The organism is Sphingomonas sp. Leaf208 (assembly GCF_001421415.1).
Classification (GTDB): Bacteria; Pseudomonadota; Alphaproteobacteria; order Sphingomonadales; family Sphingomonadaceae; genus Sphingomonas.
On record NZ_LMKH01000034.1, the window covers coordinates 129,994 to 145,232 of the forward strand.

A 15,239-nucleotide genomic window follows, 5' to 3' on the forward strand; every position below is an offset into this window, starting at 1 on the left:
GAGCGCTTGTCGAGATGGCGTATCGAGAGACCTGTACCTCGATACGAGCCCTCGACAGGCTCGGTCTCTACTCGGCACGAACGGAAAAATCTAACATTATGCCCGGTCCAGCCGGCGCCCCAGTCGCACGAAGAACGTGATCATGAACGGCACCAGCACGATCGACAGCACGACCTTGGTCAGCATCTGCCCCTCCATCAACGCGACGATCGGCCGCTCACCCAGGAACGAGATGGTGATGAACAGGATCGTGTCGATGATCTGCGAGATGATGCTCGCGATCATCCCGCGCAGCCACACCAGCTTGCCCTCGCCACTGCCGACCTGTCCCGACAGCTTCGAGAAGATCAGCACGTTGAGCGTCTGCGAGATTCCGTACGAGATCAGCCCCGCGATCATCATCCGCGAGCTCTGCCCGACCACGACCGGGAACGCGTCGACCGCGCGCGGGTACATCCCCGGATCGTGCGGCAGCGCCAGCACCAGGTGGATCAACGCCGCGGACACCAGCAGCGGGATGAACCCCAGGCGCACCAGGAACGTCGCGGTCTTCTGGCCGTGCAGCTCGGCGATCGCGCTGCTCAATACCACCAGCAGCAGGAAGCCGAAGATCCCCGCCTCGACCGCGAGCGGGCCGAGCGCGACCTGCTTTACCCCCAACACGCCGGCGATGCACACCATGCCACCGTACAGGACCGAGAAAACGAAGAGCGAACGCGGGAACGCGGCGGCATGATTGCTAGGGGGTGGCTTATCCATCGCCGGGGACGCTAGCGAAAACGCGCGCGCCGTCAAATGACTAGCGCGCTTCAAATAACTGGCGAGCGCGGCGCTCGCGTGTCATGTCGGTCGCTTGCGCAGCCGGGGGGCGGCGCGTGTCATCGCAAGAAAACGCAGGGCGTCCATGGAAAGACTCTTCATCGGTTTGGCGGGCATCGCCGTCATCCTGGGCATTGCCGTGCTGTTGTCGAGCGACCGCCGTGCGATCCGCTTGCGTATCGTCGGCGCTGCGTTCGCATTGCAGGCCGGGATCGCCGTGCTCGTGCTGTATTCCAGCTTCGGCAAGGTCGTGCTCGGCGAGATGTCCGGCGGCGTCGCCAACCTGCTCGGTTATTCGCAGAAGGGCACCGAATTCCTGTTCGGCAAGATGGCGACGCCCGAGATCGGCGGACAGAGCTTCGCGATCGCCGCGCTGCCGGTGATCATTTTCTTCGCCAGCCTCGTCTCGATCCTCTATTATCTCGGCATCATGCAGTTCGTGGTGCGCTGGGTCGGCGGCGGGATCGAGAAGGTCATCGGCGTCTCGAAGGTCGAATCGCTGTGCGCGGCAGCGAACATCTTCGTCGGCCAGAGCGAATCGCCGCTCGTCATCCGGCCGTATCTCGCGGGCCTTACACCGGCGCAGCTCTTTACCGTGATGACCAGCGGCATGGCCGGCGTCGCGGGCACGATCCTCGCGGCGTATGCGTCGATGGGGATCCGTATCGATTATCTGCTGGCGGCAAGCTTCATGGCCGCACCGGGCGGTATCCTGATGGCCAAGATCATCATGCCCGACCGCGTCACGCCGCCGGAAGGCGAACTCGCACTTGGCGATCTGCCGGGTGAATCGTCGGCGGGCGAACCGATGCCGCAGGCGACGCACGATGAGGAAAAACCCGCCAATCTGATCATGGCCGCCGCCCAGGGTGCGCAGACCGGCGTGCGCCTGGCCGTCGCGGTCGGCGCGATGGTGCTGGCGTTCGTCGCGCTCGTGGCGCTCGCGAACGGTCTGCTCGGCGGGCTCGGCAACATGATCGGACTGCCGGGGCTGAGCTTCCAGGGGCTGCTCGGCTATGTCTTCGCGCCGATCATGTTCCTGTTGAACGTGCCGTGGAGCGAGGCGGGGATCGCCGGCGGGCTGTTCGGGCAGAAGATCGTGCTGAACGAGTTCGTCGCCTACATCTCGCTCGGTACGCAGCAGGGGCTGAGCCCGCGGACGATCGCGGTCATCACCTTCTCGCTGTGTGGGTTCGCGAACTTCTCGTCGATCGCGATCCAGATGGCGGTGACCGGCAGCCTCGCACCGAACCAGCGCCCGATGATCGCCAAGCTCGGCCTCCGCGCGCTTGCCGCGGGAAGTCTGGCGAACCTGATGTCGGCCGCACTCGCGGGCCTGTTGATCGGCTGAATTCCATTGTCGTGCGGTTATCCCCGCCGAACAGGTAACCGTCATTCCCGCGCAGGCGGGAACCCATACTGGCAAACCTCACAATGTAATCGCGACAGTTCGAGCGTCTGGGTCCCCGCCTCCGCGGGGATGACTAAGCGTTGCATGTCGGAGAGGATGCCCGCCCTCCGTCAAGTCGACGGAGGTTGGAACGGAGCCGAGACTACAAAGCACCCTAACGCAATCGGGCCCGCCGCCTTTCGGCAACGGGCCCGACGCAAACTACCTCGCGGGGGGAAAGCGAGGCAGCTATCTCGCGGAATCGCCGATTACGGCAGCATCACCGTGTCGACGACGTGGATCACGCCATTCGACTGCATGACGTTGGCGATCAAGATCCGGCCCTTGTGGCCCTTGCCATCCATGATGCCCCAGCCGCTGCCGACCTTCTTGAACATCAGCGGCTCGCCCTGCACGGTGGTGTAGGTCGCGGTGCCGCCGTTCGCCTTCGCCTTGGCGGCGATGTCGGCGGCGGTGATCGTGCCGGGGACGACGTGATAGGTCAGGACGCTGGCGAGCTGCGCCTTGTTCTCGGGCTTGAGCAGCGTGTCGACGGTGCCGGCCGGCAGCTTCTTGAACGCGGCGTTAGTCGGCGCGAACACGGTGAACGGACCCGGGCCCGACAGCGTCTCGACCAGGCCGGCGGCCTTGACCGCGGCGACCAGCGTCGTGTGATCCTTCGAATTGACGGCGTTCTCGACGATCGTCTTGGTCGGATACATAGCGGCGCCGCCAACCATCGGGTTGGTCTGCGCTGCGACGATGGCGCTGCCGCTGACGGCAACGGCGGCCGCGACGATCGCGGTACGAATGACGTGGTTCATGGCTTCTCTCCTGCGTGCGGAGCCGGTGGGCGGCGCCACTGCGGGGAGATACGCGCACGCCGGAATAAGGACGCAGCCGGCGTTCAGATCGCCGCGAGAAGCCCCGCCCAGGCCGCGATCTCATCGTCATGCCGTCGCGTGACGACCAGATCGCTAGCGATCGCCGTGTCGAGATCGACCTCGACCGAGCCGGTCCATTCGAACGTCGCATTGCCCGACAGCGTCACCATCGCCGCCTCGCTCGCCTCGGCACGGACCAGACCGCCCTTGTTGAAGACAGTCGTCGGCGTGTCGTACGCGATCCGCCCGGTCAGGCACGCGGCATAGGTCGACGCCGCCATCGCGCTGCCGCAACTGTCGGTCAGCCCGACCCCGCGCTCGAACGTTCGTACGAACAGGTCGCGTCCACGGACCTCGACGAAACTGACGTTCGCCCGATTGGGCAACCAGTCGGGTGCCGCCTCGCAAGCCTCGCCGACGCGGACGAGTTCGGCCTCGTCGATGGCATTTACGAACGTCACGAGATGAGGGTTCGGCATCGCCACCGCCGTGAAGGCGCGGTCCGTCGGCAGATTCGCGATCGGCGCATCGATGAAGCGATCGGTCCCGACGGCCATCGGCCACGCCGCGACATCGAGAGACGCAGGCCCCGCGATCTCGCGCACGGTGAACACACCATCGGCGATATCGGCGTCGCGCTCGACGGCCGCGTCGCTGATTTTCAGCAGCGCCGACGCGGACTCAGAGCCAGTAGCCGCGAACCCCGCGCGCGCGACGCAGCGCAGGCCGTTCAAACACGTTTCCGACTCGCTACCGTCGGAATTAAACATCCGCATGCCGAACGCATGGGTGTCATCGCCGGCGGTCAGCAGCAGGAGCCCATCGCCACCAACCGGCCCCTCGCGATCCGCCAGCGCCCGCGCAACGGCCGCCCAAGCCGCATCGCCAAGCGTCGACGCGCGCGCGTCGATCAGCGGAAAGTCGTTACCGGAGCCGTGGCATTTGATGAGGTCGAAGCGCATGCCAGCCACTTAGTCACGCCCGCGCACCAATGCGAGCGCCTAACCAATCCCGTAATGCGCAGCCAGCCGATCGAGCGCGAGCGTCAGCACGACCCGCCCCGCGCGTGCCGGCCACTGCAACGCCTTCTCCGCGACCGGCAGCCCCTCCCCCGCACAGACCACGCGCCACAGAATATCCGCTAGCCCGGGCCCCGCCGCCGCTAGCGCCACGTCGAACCGACGCTTCGCCGCGATCTGCGCCGATGTCGGATCGAGCCCGTCGCCACCTCCCCCATCGACCCGCTCGACCCAGCGCATCGTCACGCTCGGCGCGATCGACGCGCGTTCGTAATCCGCCCGCAGCCGCTCCCCCGCCTCGAACTGTCTCACGTCGATCAACGCGCGCGACCGCAACCACCCGAGCGGCGACTCGGCGAGGTTCACGGTGACCGTACGACCACGACGCATGGCCGCCGGTTGTGGAACACCCTCCGAATCGATCGTCCGCTCTACCAGTTCGCGCATCCGCCATCTCCCGTTGCGCTTGGCGGTTGCCATAGCTCCACCGTTGTAGGACAGGAGAATAACCTATCTGGTTTGGAGCCGTTCGATGATAACCGCCATTCGCGATGTCCGACGTGCCAAGGGATTGACACTGGAGGACGTCGCCAGGCGTTGCGATCCACCGACCACCGCGCAGACGATCGGGCGGTTGGAGACCGGCACGCGCACCGTCTCGATCGGCTGGCTCAACCGGATCGCCACCGCACTGGGCGTAGAGGCAAGCGATCTCGTGACACTGCCGGATCGCACCGACCTGCACGTCGCCGCGATCCTAGATGGACGCGAAGCTCACGCCCCGCGGCGAACTACTACGGCACCACCGCCCCAGGTCGCGCCAGGCCAGATTGCAATTTCCGTCGCGAATGGCACCGGCGACTACCGCGCAGGCGATGTAATCTGGGCGGCGATCCTCGCTCCCCAAAATTTCGCAACCGCCCTCAACCGCGACGCCCTCGTCCCGCAAGCGGCAGGAAAGTTCGCGTTCGGACGGCTCACGCAATGCAACGGCGACGTCACTGTCCTGCCGCCGGGCACCGGCACGCGGTCGCTCACCATCGCCGACCCCGCCTGGATCGCGGTCGCGGTGCGGTTGGTTCGCGAACTGTAGAAGATGGCGGATAACGGTGGACAATGACGGGCTCGAACCGCCGACATTCTCGGTGTAAACGAGACGCTCTACCAACTGAGATAATCGCCCCTCTCGGGTGCACGTCCGATGCCAAAGCCGGGCGGCCGGGGCAAGCTAAAAGGGCACGGACCGTCACGGAATGCGGAGGTCGGCGCCCTTGGTGGCCACGATATACCCACGCATCGCCTCGCTCGCGCGATCGGAAAGCACCATGAAGGCGCGGCGTCGGTCGAGCAGGTCGGGGCGGCGTTCGAACAATCCGGTGTCGGTCATCCGCGCGATCCAGCGCAGCGCAGTCGTCGGTGCGACCGCGGCGGCGATGCACAGGCTCGACACCGAAACACGGCCCCGCTCCAGTTCGGCGGCGTAGAGATCGAGCAGCATGTCCCAGCCGGGATCCTCGAACAATGTCGCGCCGAAGAACTGGTCGCGCAATCGGCGCGCGCGGATTGCTCGACGGACATCCGCCGCGCTCGGCTCGACCAAGGCAGGCGGTGCGCCATAGCGATTGGTGCGGTCGCCGACGATCGGCGCGGCAGGTGCGTCGCCCTCGATCTCGGCTCGCGTCAGTCGGGCGAGCGCCTCGGCGATCCGCGCGACCTCGGTGTTCAGCCGCTCGAGCCGCGTGCCGTCGGTCTCGCGGTGGAAATCGAACACGCCCGCCGGCATGCGCGCAGCTTCCGCCGCGACCACGATCGCCGCGACGCAATCGCCGACGGTGGGATCGACCAGCAACCGCGTGCTGCCGCCCAGCGTCGCCGCGGCAACGACGTCGATCTCACCGAGGCCCATGGCCACGACCAGTCCCGCCTGCATTTTGACGGCCTGATCGACGATACCTGGCAGATGTTCGGCTATTATCGCTGGATCGACTCCGCCGGCCTCGACGACGATCACCTGCGGCGTCGCATGATCGACGAAGCCTGCCTGCCAATCGAGTCGGGCAACGATCCGACCCTGCAGCGCGGCAAGGGCAACGGTCAACCGGTCCGGTGCGCCCGGCGCGGCGATCAGGACCGCGTCGATCCCCGTGTCGTAATTCGCCGCGTCAGGCGGGCCGTCCGGTCGAGTCATCAAGGTCTCCGCTGTGATGCGGAGACTAACCTGCGTCAGGTGAGGAGTTACACCCGAACTGGATCGAGTTCCGTTGCAGTTGGGAACCCTATGCGAAGAACTCAGTCGAGCGCCTTGACGATATCCTCGACCATCTTCTTCGCATCGGCCAGCAGCATCATCGTATTGTCGCGGTAGAACAGCTCGTTATCGACGCCTGCATAGCCGACGCCGCCCATCGAACGCTTGATGAACAGCACGGTCTTGGCCTTTTCGACATCAAGCACGGGCATGCCGTAGATCGGCGAGGACTTGTCGGTCTTTGCGGCAGGGTTGGTCACGTCGTTCGCGCCGATCACGAACGCGACGTCGGTCTGCGCGAACTCGCTGTTGATGTCCTCCAGCTCGAACACATCGTCATACGGCACGTTCGCCTCCGCCAGCAGGACGTTCATGTGCCCCGGCATGCGCCCCGCGACGGGGTGGATGGCATATTTCACGCGGACGCCCTCGGCCTTCAGCTTGTCGCCCATCTCGCGCAGGACGTGCTGTGCCTGCGCGACCGCCATGCCGTAGCCGGGGACGATGATGACCTGTTCGGCCTGGCTCATCAGGAACGCGGCATCCTCCGCCGAGCCGCGCTTCCACGGCCGATCGACGGCTGAGCCGCCACTTCCCGCGCCTGCATCGCTCGTACCGAAGCCGCCGGCGATCACGCTGATGAAGCTGCGGTTCATCGCGCGGCACATGATGTAGCTGAGGATCGCGCCCGAGCTGCCGACCAGCGCCCCGGTGATGATCATCGCGCTGTTGTGGAGCGTGAAGCCCATCGCAGCGGCCGCCCAGCCCGAATAGGAATTGAGCATGCTGACCACCACCGGCATGTCCGCGCCGCCGATCGGGACGATCAGCAGGAAGCCAATGACGAAGCTCAAGACCGTGATCGTCCAGAAGATCCATACCGACTGGTCGGTGACGAAATACGCGATCAGCCCTAGGATGGCGGCGAGCAGCGCAAGGTTGATGACGTGGCGCCCAGGCAGCATGATCGGCTTGCCGCCCATGTTACCGTTGAGCTTCAGGAACGCGATGACCGAGCCGGAGAAGGTGATCGCACCGATCGCCACGCCGAGGCCGAGTTCGATCCGGCTGACGGTGTGGATCACCGCGAACGGCTGGCCGATCAGCGGGATGACGAGGTCGGAGATCCCGAACGCCTGCGGGTTGAGATACGCAGCGACGCCGACTAGTACCGCAGCGAGCCCGACGAGGCTGTGGAATGCGGCGACGAGTTGCGGCATCGCGGTCATGGCAATCCGGCGGGCGGTGACGAGGCCGATCGCCGCGCCGACGCCGATTGCCGCAAGAATTTCGACGACCGTGGTCCAGTCGATAGCGCGCACGGCTATCGTAGATCCGGTGTCGGAAACGAGAAGGTGCTGAACGAATGGCACATGCGTCACCAGTGTCGTCACGACCGCGATCGTCATGCCGATGATGCCGAACCGATTGCCGCGTTGGCTTGACGCCGGGCTCGACAGCCCACGCAGCGCGAGGATGAAGCACACCCCCGCCACCAGATAGGCGAGCGATGCCCAGGGGCTGACCGTCAGTTCATGCATCGCGCGTCCCCTTCACGTCCGTATCGCTCACTTGCTCGTGGCAGGCGCGACCGGCCGTTCCTTTTTCTTGTACATCGCCAGCATCCGCGCGGTGACCGCGAAGCCGCCGAAGATGTTGATGCTCGCCAGCACCACCGCCAGCAACCCGAGCGCCTTGGCCACGCCCGATCCTGCACCAATGCCAGCGGCGGCCGCAGCAATCAGCGCGCCGACGATGATGACCGAGGAGATCGCATTGGTCACCGCCATCAACGGCGTGTGCAGTGCAGGCGTCACCGCCCAAACCACGAAATACCCGACGAAACACGCCAGCACGAAGATCGACAGGATCGCGATAAAGTCCATGCTATTCCTCCTGTGCGGCGAACCGCTCGACTGCAACAGCTACGATTCCACGAACCATGGCGTCGCAATCGTGAAAAATCTCGGCCGCCGGAATCCGCAGAACGGCAATGCCGCGCTCGCCAAACCAGCAATCCCGAGCGGCATCCCGCGCTGGACGATCACCAAAATCATGCGCTTTCCCATCAACTTCGATGATCAAACGCTGCATGACCGTAGAAGTCCGCGACATACGGACCCGCCGGATGCTGCCGGCGAAACTTGAAACCGCCCGGTCGCTCACGCAATGCAATCCATAGAGCCAATTCCGGTGGCGACATCGCCCCGCGACGCTGCTTCGCCAGAGCTCCGGTCGCCCCGTCCCCTGCAACATCTCTAGATCCTCCCCTTGCAGGGGAGGATAGAAGATCATGCCAGCAGCCTTGGGTTCACGATCTTGCCGCCCTGCGTCAGCCGGATCGCATCGCCGATCTCGGCATCGAGCACGGGTCGCCCGGCGTCTTTGTCCCAGAAGGCGTTGAGAAAGTTGAACAGGTTGCGCGAGAACAGCGCGCTCGCGTCCGCCGCCAACCGCGACGGCACGTTGCGGTGACCGACGATCTTCACACCGTTCACCACGACGACTTCACCCGCGACCGAGCCCTCGACGTTGCCGCCCTGCTCGACCGCAAGATCGACGATCACCGAGCCAGGCTTCATGCTCGCAACCTGCGCCGCCGAGATCAGCCGCGGTGCAGCACGTCCCGGGATCAGCGCGGTCGTAATCACAATATCCTGCTTGGCAATATGCCCCGACACGAGCTCCGCCTGCGCCGCCTGGTATTCGGGCGACATCTCGCCGGCATACCCACCCGTCCCCTCGCCTTCGATCCCCGCGACGTTCTCGACGAAGATCGGTTTAGCTCCGAGCGACTGGATCTGCTCGCGAGTCGCCGCGCGCACGTCGGTCGCCGACACCTGAGCCCCGAGCCGCCGCGCAGTCGCAATCGCCTGGAGCCCCGCCACGCCGACGCCCATCACGAATGCCTTGGCCGCCGAGATCGTCCCCGCCGCGGTCATCATCATCGGAAACGCGCGGCCATATTCGGCCGCCGCGTCGAGCACCGCCTTGTACCCCGACAGGTTGGACTGCGACGACAGGATGTCCATCGACTGCGCCCGCGTGATGCGCGGCATGAACTCCATCGCCAGCGCTTCGTAGCCCGCCGCGGCATACGCCTCGATCCGCGCACGCTCGGCAAAGGGATTGAGGCTGGCGACGATCCACGCCCCGGTCGTCACGCCATTTAGCGAAGCAGGATCAGGCCCCTGCACGCCGAGCACGATATCCGCCCCCGCCAGCGTCGCCGCACGGTCGCCCACCGACGCGCCCGCATCCGAATACGCTGCGTCGGCGATCGAGGCGGTCTCACCCGCCCCCGCTTCCACGGCCAGCGTAGCCCCTAGCGCAATGAATTTCTTGACCGTTTCCGGCGTCGCGGATACCCGCCGCTCGCCGTCCGCTTGCTCTTTCAGGACGGCGATCTTCATGGCGTTACGAGATCAGCCAGATCACGAGCGCGACGACCAGCGCACACCCGACTGCGCCCCATTTCATCATTCCCGTCACGCTCGAATAGGTCGCGACGTGCGCCTTCATGTCCCCGTTGCCGGCCATGGTTCGTGCCCCAATCCTGTCAGTGCCATCCTCTATGGCCGAGACCTTATCGCGCGTATCCTGGAACGCCAAGCAGGACATTTAAGTCGCTCTTTACTTGCGCTAGCTATTGCACGTGCCGGAACGGGACAGGATTCGCCATGACGCGCAATGGCCAGCGCCTATTATTGCTGATCGACGACGAGCCCACGCAGCGGCGGCTGGTGGCCGCACTCGCGGCGCGCGGCGGCTGGCGCGCGGTGTTCGCCGCGGACGACGAGACCGCGATCGCCACGCTCGGCACGCAGGACGGCATGCAGCTCGACGCGATCGTGATCGATCACTGGGCGCCCGACGAGGATGCGACCACCCTGATCGCGACCCTGCGCGAGCGGCGTCCGGCGCTGCCGATCCTAGTCATCACGGCGAACGGATCGGTCGCGCACGCGGTCAGCGCGATGCGCGCCGGCGCCACCGATTTCCTGGTCAAGCCGCTCGCACCCGATCGCCTGCTCGCCGCGCTGGACTCGGCAGTGGCCGGCAAATCGTCGGGCGAGCTCCGCCCGCTGACCGAGAAGATCCCCGCCCTGCTCGCGTTCGACGAGATCGTCGGCTCCTCCCCCGATTTCCGCGCCGCCCTCGCGATCGCCGCGAAAGCCGCTCGCGCCCGCGTCGCGATCCTGCTCGAAGGCGAGATCGGCGTCGGCAAGGACGTCATCGCCGAGGCGATCCATGCCGCCTCCCCGCGCGCGAAGAAGCCGATGATCAGCGTCAATTGCGGCGCGATCCCCGCCAATCTCATCGAATCGGAAGTGTTCGGTCACGAGAAGGGCGCGTTCACCGGCGCCTTCGAGCGCAAGATCGGCCGGTTCCACGATGCCGATGGCGGCACGCTGTTCCTCGACGAGGTCGGCGAGATGCCGCTCGAGGCGCAGGCTAAGCTGTTGCACGTCCTGCAAACCGGCGAAGTCCTCGCGATCGGCGCCCGCCACCCGCGCGAAGTCGACGTCCGCGTGATCGCCGCGACCAATACCAAACTGCTGGACGAGGTCGAGGCGGGGCGCTTCCGCGAAGACCTGTACTACCGTCTCAACGCCGTCCAGGTGACGATCCCGCCGTTGCGCGAACGCACCGGCGACATTCCCGCGCTCGCCCGCCACCTGCTCGCACGGATCGCCGAACAGCCGGGGTTGCGACCGCTCGGCATCACCGATTCCGCGCTCGCGTTGTTGGTCCAGTACGACTGGCCCGGCAACGTCCGCCAGTTGCAGAACGCGCTCTTCCGCGCCGCCGTGCTGTGCGAGGACACCGCGCTGACCGAAGAGGATTTCCCGGAGATCGCCGCGCTCGGCACGCGCGAGCGCCCACCTGCTCCGGCAGCGATTGGTGGCGGTGGCGTCACGCTGTTCCGCCCCGACGGCAACCTCCGCGCGCTCGAGGAGATCGAAGCCGACGTCATCCGCCTAGCGATCGGCCACTACCGCGGCCGCATGACCGAAGTCGCCCGCCGCCTCGGCATCGGCCGCTCGACGCTGTACCGCAAGCTCGGCGAACTCGGGATCGACAACGCGGCGTGATGTAGCGGCTGGGTTGGGTAGGAAAGCGGACTGTCTGCTTTGGGGGCCACATCCCAGCAAACCGACCACTGATCGGTTATCCCAGACGCATCAGTATTCTGCATCGCTGGAGCCCTCTGTCTCCTGCTGTTTTTGCGCTGATGCGAAACTCGTGAGTTTCGCATCACTCACGCGAGATGGTGGAGGTTAACTGCCGTTCGCTCATCCGCCGACTGGATGACGATCCAGCCAGATATCGTTCTGCCAATCCTCATAGCCGAGCAACATTCCGAAGCTGCGCTCGTGGTCGTTGGTCCATCCGCCATAGTGGGTAATCAGCTCTGACATGGCATCAATGCGCCACGCTTCACCCGGCAGGGTGTAAAAGATGCGACGAGATTGCCAATCTGGACGAAGCGGGACTGGCTCATCGATGATTCGCCGTTCGAAGCGACCCGCATCAACATGGCGGTCGAACAAGCGCAGATACCGAAGCACGCACTCTGGCTCTCTGCCGACGATGTCGCTGAACATCGTCATCGGCTTGATACCCCTCAGCATGAGTCCAAGCTCCCGGTTTGTATGGACGAGGTAGGGTAGCGCTCGGAGGCTTTCGGGCAACATTGGACCCACTTACGCTAGCGCGGCAACGTCCGCTATTGCGGCGACCACAGGCGCTAATCTCGCTAATGCAAAACTTTTGATTTTTGTATTAGCGATAGTGGCGATGAACGGATGTCCGCTTTCGAGACTGCCAGTTGCCAACCGGAACCGTCCGCTATTGGGCGAAAACGGAATGGCTGAGATGGAGAGGAGGGAGGAAGTTCCCATTATCGCCGCAGCGACTTACTATCAACGGTACGCAAACGTTATTGGCTGAGGTGCAAGCCGTTCATCGCCGCAAATGTGCGGACGAGATCGTCGCACGCTCTCTTGGAAGCTTCGCACAACACGCTCATCTCAATCTTTGAGCCGACCGCTCGGGAAATGACCTGTCGTTTCACGACGGCGGGGTAAGCCGCATACCCTTTCGGTGAGAATGACCAAATCGTGTAATCCGCCTCGCTTGTGGCGATCAGCCAACCGTTCTCCGTCGTAAAAACTACATTTCGGTTTGAGCGAAGATCGGCCATCGCAGCGGCCACTGTGTCATATCCAACCTGAGATCGAGTGGTCTCAGGAACCTCGGTGTGCACGGTCTGGCTGGCGGAAGTTGGCTGTGCGGTTCCGAAAAGAAGGGCAAGAACAGGACCAAGGCGGTACGCGCGGGCGGAGTGAGTCATACCTCACCGTAACTGAACTTCGAGAGTGCGCAACGTCCGCTTATGGGCAAGCGCAGTCGACCAATGCTGATCGGCAACTACGAAGCGGCGTCCGAATGACCGCGTTACTTACCCCCGCACCCGATCGATCAACGCCATCGCCGCATGGGGTGCGCGAACCTTCGCGCCGTTGATGAAGAACACGAACGTCTCTCGCGGCGTCTTCGTCGGCGCGGCATCCTCGACATAGGGCAAGCCCTCGGGCCGTCCCCCCGCCGCCCAGGTCTTCGCCTTGTCCGCCCACTCGTCCAGCGCGGTCGGCGCGTAGCCGGCGACAAAGCGCTCCTCGGCATCCTCCAGTCGCGCATAGACGAAGTCGCCGGTCACGTCGGCGATCGCGGGATACTCGGCCGATTGCGCGAAGACGATCGCGACGCCCGCATCGCGGCACATCGAGACGAACTCCGGCACCGCGAAACTCTCATGCCGGACTTGTATCGCATGACGCAGCGCGAGCCCGTCCTGCTTGGCAGGCAACAGCTTGAGGAACGCGGCGAAATCGTCGGCGTCGAATTTCTTGGTCGCCATGAACTGCCATAGGATCGGCCCGAGCCGATCGCCGAGCTCGACGATCCCCTGCCCGGTGAACTTGGCGATCGACTCCCCCGCCTCGGCCAGCACCTTCCGGTTGGTGCAATAGCGCGACGCCTTTAGCGAGAAGACGAACCCGTCCGGCACCGCCTTCGCCCAGGATGCGAACGTCGCGGGCTTCTGGCTGCCGTAATAGGTGCCGTTGATCTCGATCGCGGTGACGTGTTCGGCGGCATAGTCGAGCTCGCGCTTCTGCGCCCATTTCTCCGGATAGAAGGTCCCGCGCCACGGCTCGTAGGTCCAGCCGCCAATACCGATTCTGATGGTCATGGGCGGGAGTGTAGCGCGCGGGAGAAGGGCTTGGCGATGCCCTATTCGGTGATGACGCCGCGCAGCCCCGGCAGGTCGAGAATACGGACCTGCGCATAAGCCACCGCGACCAGGCCATCGCGCTCGAACCGCTTCAGATGCCGGTTGAGCGTCTGGCGCGCGATGCCGACGACGCCGGCGAGCTCCTCCTGACGGATCGTGATCCGACCATCCCCCGCCTGCGACGCACGCATCAGCGCCTGCGCCAGTCGCACACGGATCGACTGCCCGACGCTCTGCGCGATGAACCGCAAGGCGGTGCGTTGGTGCGCGCACACGAGCAGTCCGAGATCGCGGTAAAGCTCGGGGTCCGCCGCCGCCGCCCGCGCGAACGCCGCCACCGGCACATGCAGCAGTCGCGCCGTGCCGAACGCCGTCGCGTCATGCGGCCTGGGATGGCCATCAAGCGTCGACAATTCACCGAACCACGTTCCCGACCGCACGATCAGCGCGAGCAGTTCGGCACCATTGGCGGACAAGCCCTTCAACCGGACCTGTCCGTCCAGAACCGCCCACAACCCGTTCGGCGGATCGCCGGAGCCGTAGATCCGCGCGCCGTTCTCCAGCACCTCGACTCGCGCCTCCTGCAACAGGCGCTCGCGACGGCCCGCCGGTATCGCGCCGAACCAGCTATCGGTCGCCAGTATCGCGTGATCCGGATCGTGCATCGCGCAAGGCTAGGCGAAATTTCGAGATTGTCACTATCGAGACAAAGTTTGTTGAAGGCCGGTCGTACAAGGGATCAAACATAAGGAGGCGGATGATGGCAACGGCACTGAAGGCGATGGAACCGACGGCGGCGGAAACGACGATCAAGGACCAGGTATCGGCCGAGGAATGGGCGTTGCGCGTCGATCTCGCCGCTGCATACCGACTGGTCGCGCTCTACGGCTGGGACGATCTGATCTTCACGCATCTGTCCGCGCGCGTCCCCGGACCCGAGCATCATTTCCTGATCAACCCGTACACGCACATGTTCGAGGAGATCACCGCATCGTCGCTGGTCAAGATCGACGTCGACGGCAACAAGGTCATGGACACCCCTGCCCCGGTCAACCGCGCAGGCTTCGTGATCCACTCGGCGGTCCACGCCGCGCGCCACGACGCGGTGGCAGTGCTGCATCTCCATACCCCGCACGGCCAGGCGGTGTCGGCGATGGCCGAAGGGCTGCTCCCGCATACGCAGACGGCGATGATTGCCGGGCACGACGTCGCCTATCACGACTTCGAGGGCATCGCGACGGAACTGGAGGAACGCGAGCGGCTGGTGCAGGATCTCGGCACCAAAAATGCGATGATCCTGCGCAATCACGGCACGCTGACGGTCGGTGAATCGGTGCCGCAGGCGTTCCTCCGGATGTATTTCCTCGAACGCGCCTGCGAAGCCCAGGTTCTGATGCTCAGCGCCGGTCGCGAGAATCTGAACAATCCGAACCAAGGCGTTGCGGAGAAGGTCGAGGGGCAATCAAGTTCGACGGGCATGCGCATGCTCGCCGACGGGCTCGCCTGGCCGGCGTTGCTACGCAAGCTCGACCGCGTCAATCCGGGCTATCGGGACTGATCGCGACCAGCTTCGGAGGGC

General features: G+C 64.9%; 17 protein-coding genes, 1 tRNA gene and 1 pseudogene. 4 read left to right on the forward strand and 15 right to left on the reverse strand.

What is annotated here, in order from left to right; genetic code table 11:
* Positions 1-96: 96 nt before the first annotated feature.
* Complete coding sequence (locus ASE69_RS13305) at positions 97-759, reverse strand: queuosine precursor transporter (RefSeq protein WP_056487454.1); 663 nt, start codon at positions 757-759, stop codon at positions 97-99.
* A gap of 145 nt (positions 760-904) precedes the next feature.
* Here ASE69_RS13305 and ASE69_RS13310 point away from each other — a divergent pair, with 145 nt between their 5' ends.
* The gene (locus tag ASE69_RS13310; protein WP_056487457.1) at positions 905-2,170 is read left to right on the forward strand and encodes a NupC/NupG family nucleoside CNT transporter; all 1,266 of its coding nucleotides are present in this window, start codon (positions 905-907) and stop codon (positions 2,168-2,170) included.
* A 308-nt stretch (positions 2,171-2,478) separates the two neighbouring features.
* Here the strand turns inward: ASE69_RS13310 and ASE69_RS13315 are convergent, their stop codons facing one another.
* From ASE69_RS13315 to ASE69_RS13325, 3 genes are all read right to left on the reverse strand, one after another.
* A complete protein-coding gene (locus ASE69_RS13315; protein WP_056487460.1) occupies positions 2,479-3,033 on the reverse strand; it encodes a fasciclin domain-containing protein in 555 nt (184 codons plus the stop codon).
* A gap of 83 nt (positions 3,034-3,116) precedes the next feature.
* Positions 3,117-4,055: a diaminopimelate epimerase gene (gene dapF / locus ASE69_RS13320; protein WP_056487464.1), complete on the reverse strand. Its 939-nt coding sequence runs from the start codon at positions 4,053-4,055 to the stop codon at positions 3,117-3,119.
* Between the two features lie 39 nt (positions 4,056-4,094).
* Positions 4,095-4,559, reverse strand: coding sequence for a DUF6456 domain-containing protein (locus ASE69_RS13325; protein ID WP_056488286.1), 465 nt, complete (start codon positions 4,557-4,559; stop codon positions 4,095-4,097).
* An 85-nt stretch (positions 4,560-4,644) separates the two neighbouring features.
* Here ASE69_RS13325 and ASE69_RS13330 point away from each other — a divergent pair, with 85 nt between their 5' ends.
* On the forward strand, positions 4,645-5,205 hold the full coding sequence (locus ASE69_RS13330; RefSeq protein WP_056487467.1) for a helix-turn-helix domain-containing protein: 561 nt from the start codon (positions 4,645-4,647) through the stop codon (positions 5,203-5,205).
* A gap of 17 nt (positions 5,206-5,222) precedes the next feature.
* Here ASE69_RS13330 and ASE69_RS13335 read toward each other — a convergent pair.
* The 7 genes and pseudogenes from ASE69_RS13335 to ASE69_RS21495 all read right to left on the reverse strand — a co-directional run bounded on the left by ASE69_RS13335 (position 5,223) and on the right by ASE69_RS21495 (position 9,900).
* Positions 5,223-5,295, reverse strand: a tRNA-Val gene (locus ASE69_RS13335).
* A gap of 63 nt (positions 5,296-5,358) precedes the next feature.
* Positions 5,359-6,300, reverse strand: a complete 942-nt coding sequence (locus tag ASE69_RS13340) for a hypothetical protein (RefSeq protein ID WP_056487469.1) — start codon at positions 6,298-6,300, stop codon at positions 5,359-5,361.
* A gap of 101 nt (positions 6,301-6,401) precedes the next feature.
* A complete protein-coding gene (locus ASE69_RS13345; protein WP_056487472.1) occupies positions 6,402-7,901 on the reverse strand; it encodes an NAD(P)(+) transhydrogenase (Re/Si-specific) subunit beta in 1,500 nt (499 codons plus the stop codon).
* A 27-nt stretch (positions 7,902-7,928) separates the two neighbouring features.
* Positions 7,929-8,246: an NAD(P) transhydrogenase subunit alpha gene (locus tag ASE69_RS13350; RefSeq protein ID WP_056487475.1), complete on the reverse strand. Its 318-nt coding sequence runs from the start codon at positions 8,244-8,246 to the stop codon at positions 7,929-7,931.
* 1 nt (position 8,247) lies between these two features.
* A pseudogene (locus ASE69_RS21490) lies at positions 8,248-8,563 on the reverse strand (endonuclease domain-containing protein).
* An 88-nt stretch (positions 8,564-8,651) separates the two neighbouring features.
* A complete protein-coding gene (locus ASE69_RS13360) occupies positions 8,652-9,773 on the reverse strand; it encodes an NAD(P) transhydrogenase subunit alpha (RefSeq protein WP_056487481.1) in 1,122 nt (373 codons plus the stop codon).
* Between the two features lie 4 nt (positions 9,774-9,777).
* Positions 9,778-9,900, reverse strand: a complete 123-nt coding sequence (locus ASE69_RS21495; protein WP_082441508.1) for an aa3-type cytochrome c oxidase subunit IV — start codon at positions 9,898-9,900, stop codon at positions 9,778-9,780.
* A gap of 140 nt (positions 9,901-10,040) precedes the next feature.
* On the opposite strand from ASE69_RS21495, the gene ASE69_RS13365 reads away from it, so the two are divergent.
* On the forward strand, positions 10,041-11,456 hold the full coding sequence (locus ASE69_RS13365; protein WP_056487484.1) for a sigma-54-dependent transcriptional regulator: 1,416 nt from the start codon (positions 10,041-10,043) through the stop codon (positions 11,454-11,456).
* 201 nt (positions 11,457-11,657) lie between these two features.
* On the opposite strand, the gene ASE69_RS13370 is transcribed toward ASE69_RS13365, so the two are convergent.
* From ASE69_RS13370 to ASE69_RS13385, 4 genes are all read right to left on the reverse strand, one after another.
* Entirely contained in the window at positions 11,658-11,975 is a 318-nt protein-coding gene (locus tag ASE69_RS13370) for a hypothetical protein (protein ID WP_235518750.1), read from the reverse strand.
* Positions 11,976-12,304: 329 nt separating this feature from the next.
* A complete protein-coding gene (locus ASE69_RS13375; RefSeq protein ID WP_156362337.1) occupies positions 12,305-12,580 on the reverse strand; it encodes a hypothetical protein in 276 nt (91 codons plus the stop codon).
* A gap of 246 nt (positions 12,581-12,826) precedes the next feature.
* Entirely contained in the window at positions 12,827-13,618 is a 792-nt protein-coding gene (locus ASE69_RS13380; protein ID WP_056487492.1) for a DUF72 domain-containing protein, read from the reverse strand.
* 41 nt (positions 13,619-13,659) lie between these two features.
* Complete coding sequence (locus ASE69_RS13385) at positions 13,660-14,325, reverse strand: Crp/Fnr family transcriptional regulator (protein ID WP_056487494.1); 666 nt, start codon at positions 14,323-14,325, stop codon at positions 13,660-13,662.
* A 95-nt stretch (positions 14,326-14,420) separates the two neighbouring features.
* On the opposite strand from ASE69_RS13385, the gene ASE69_RS13390 reads away from it, so the two are divergent.
* Entirely contained in the window at positions 14,421-15,218 is a 798-nt protein-coding gene (locus tag ASE69_RS13390; RefSeq protein WP_056488290.1) for a class II aldolase/adducin family protein, read from the forward strand.
* Positions 15,219-15,239: the final 21 nt, after the last annotated feature.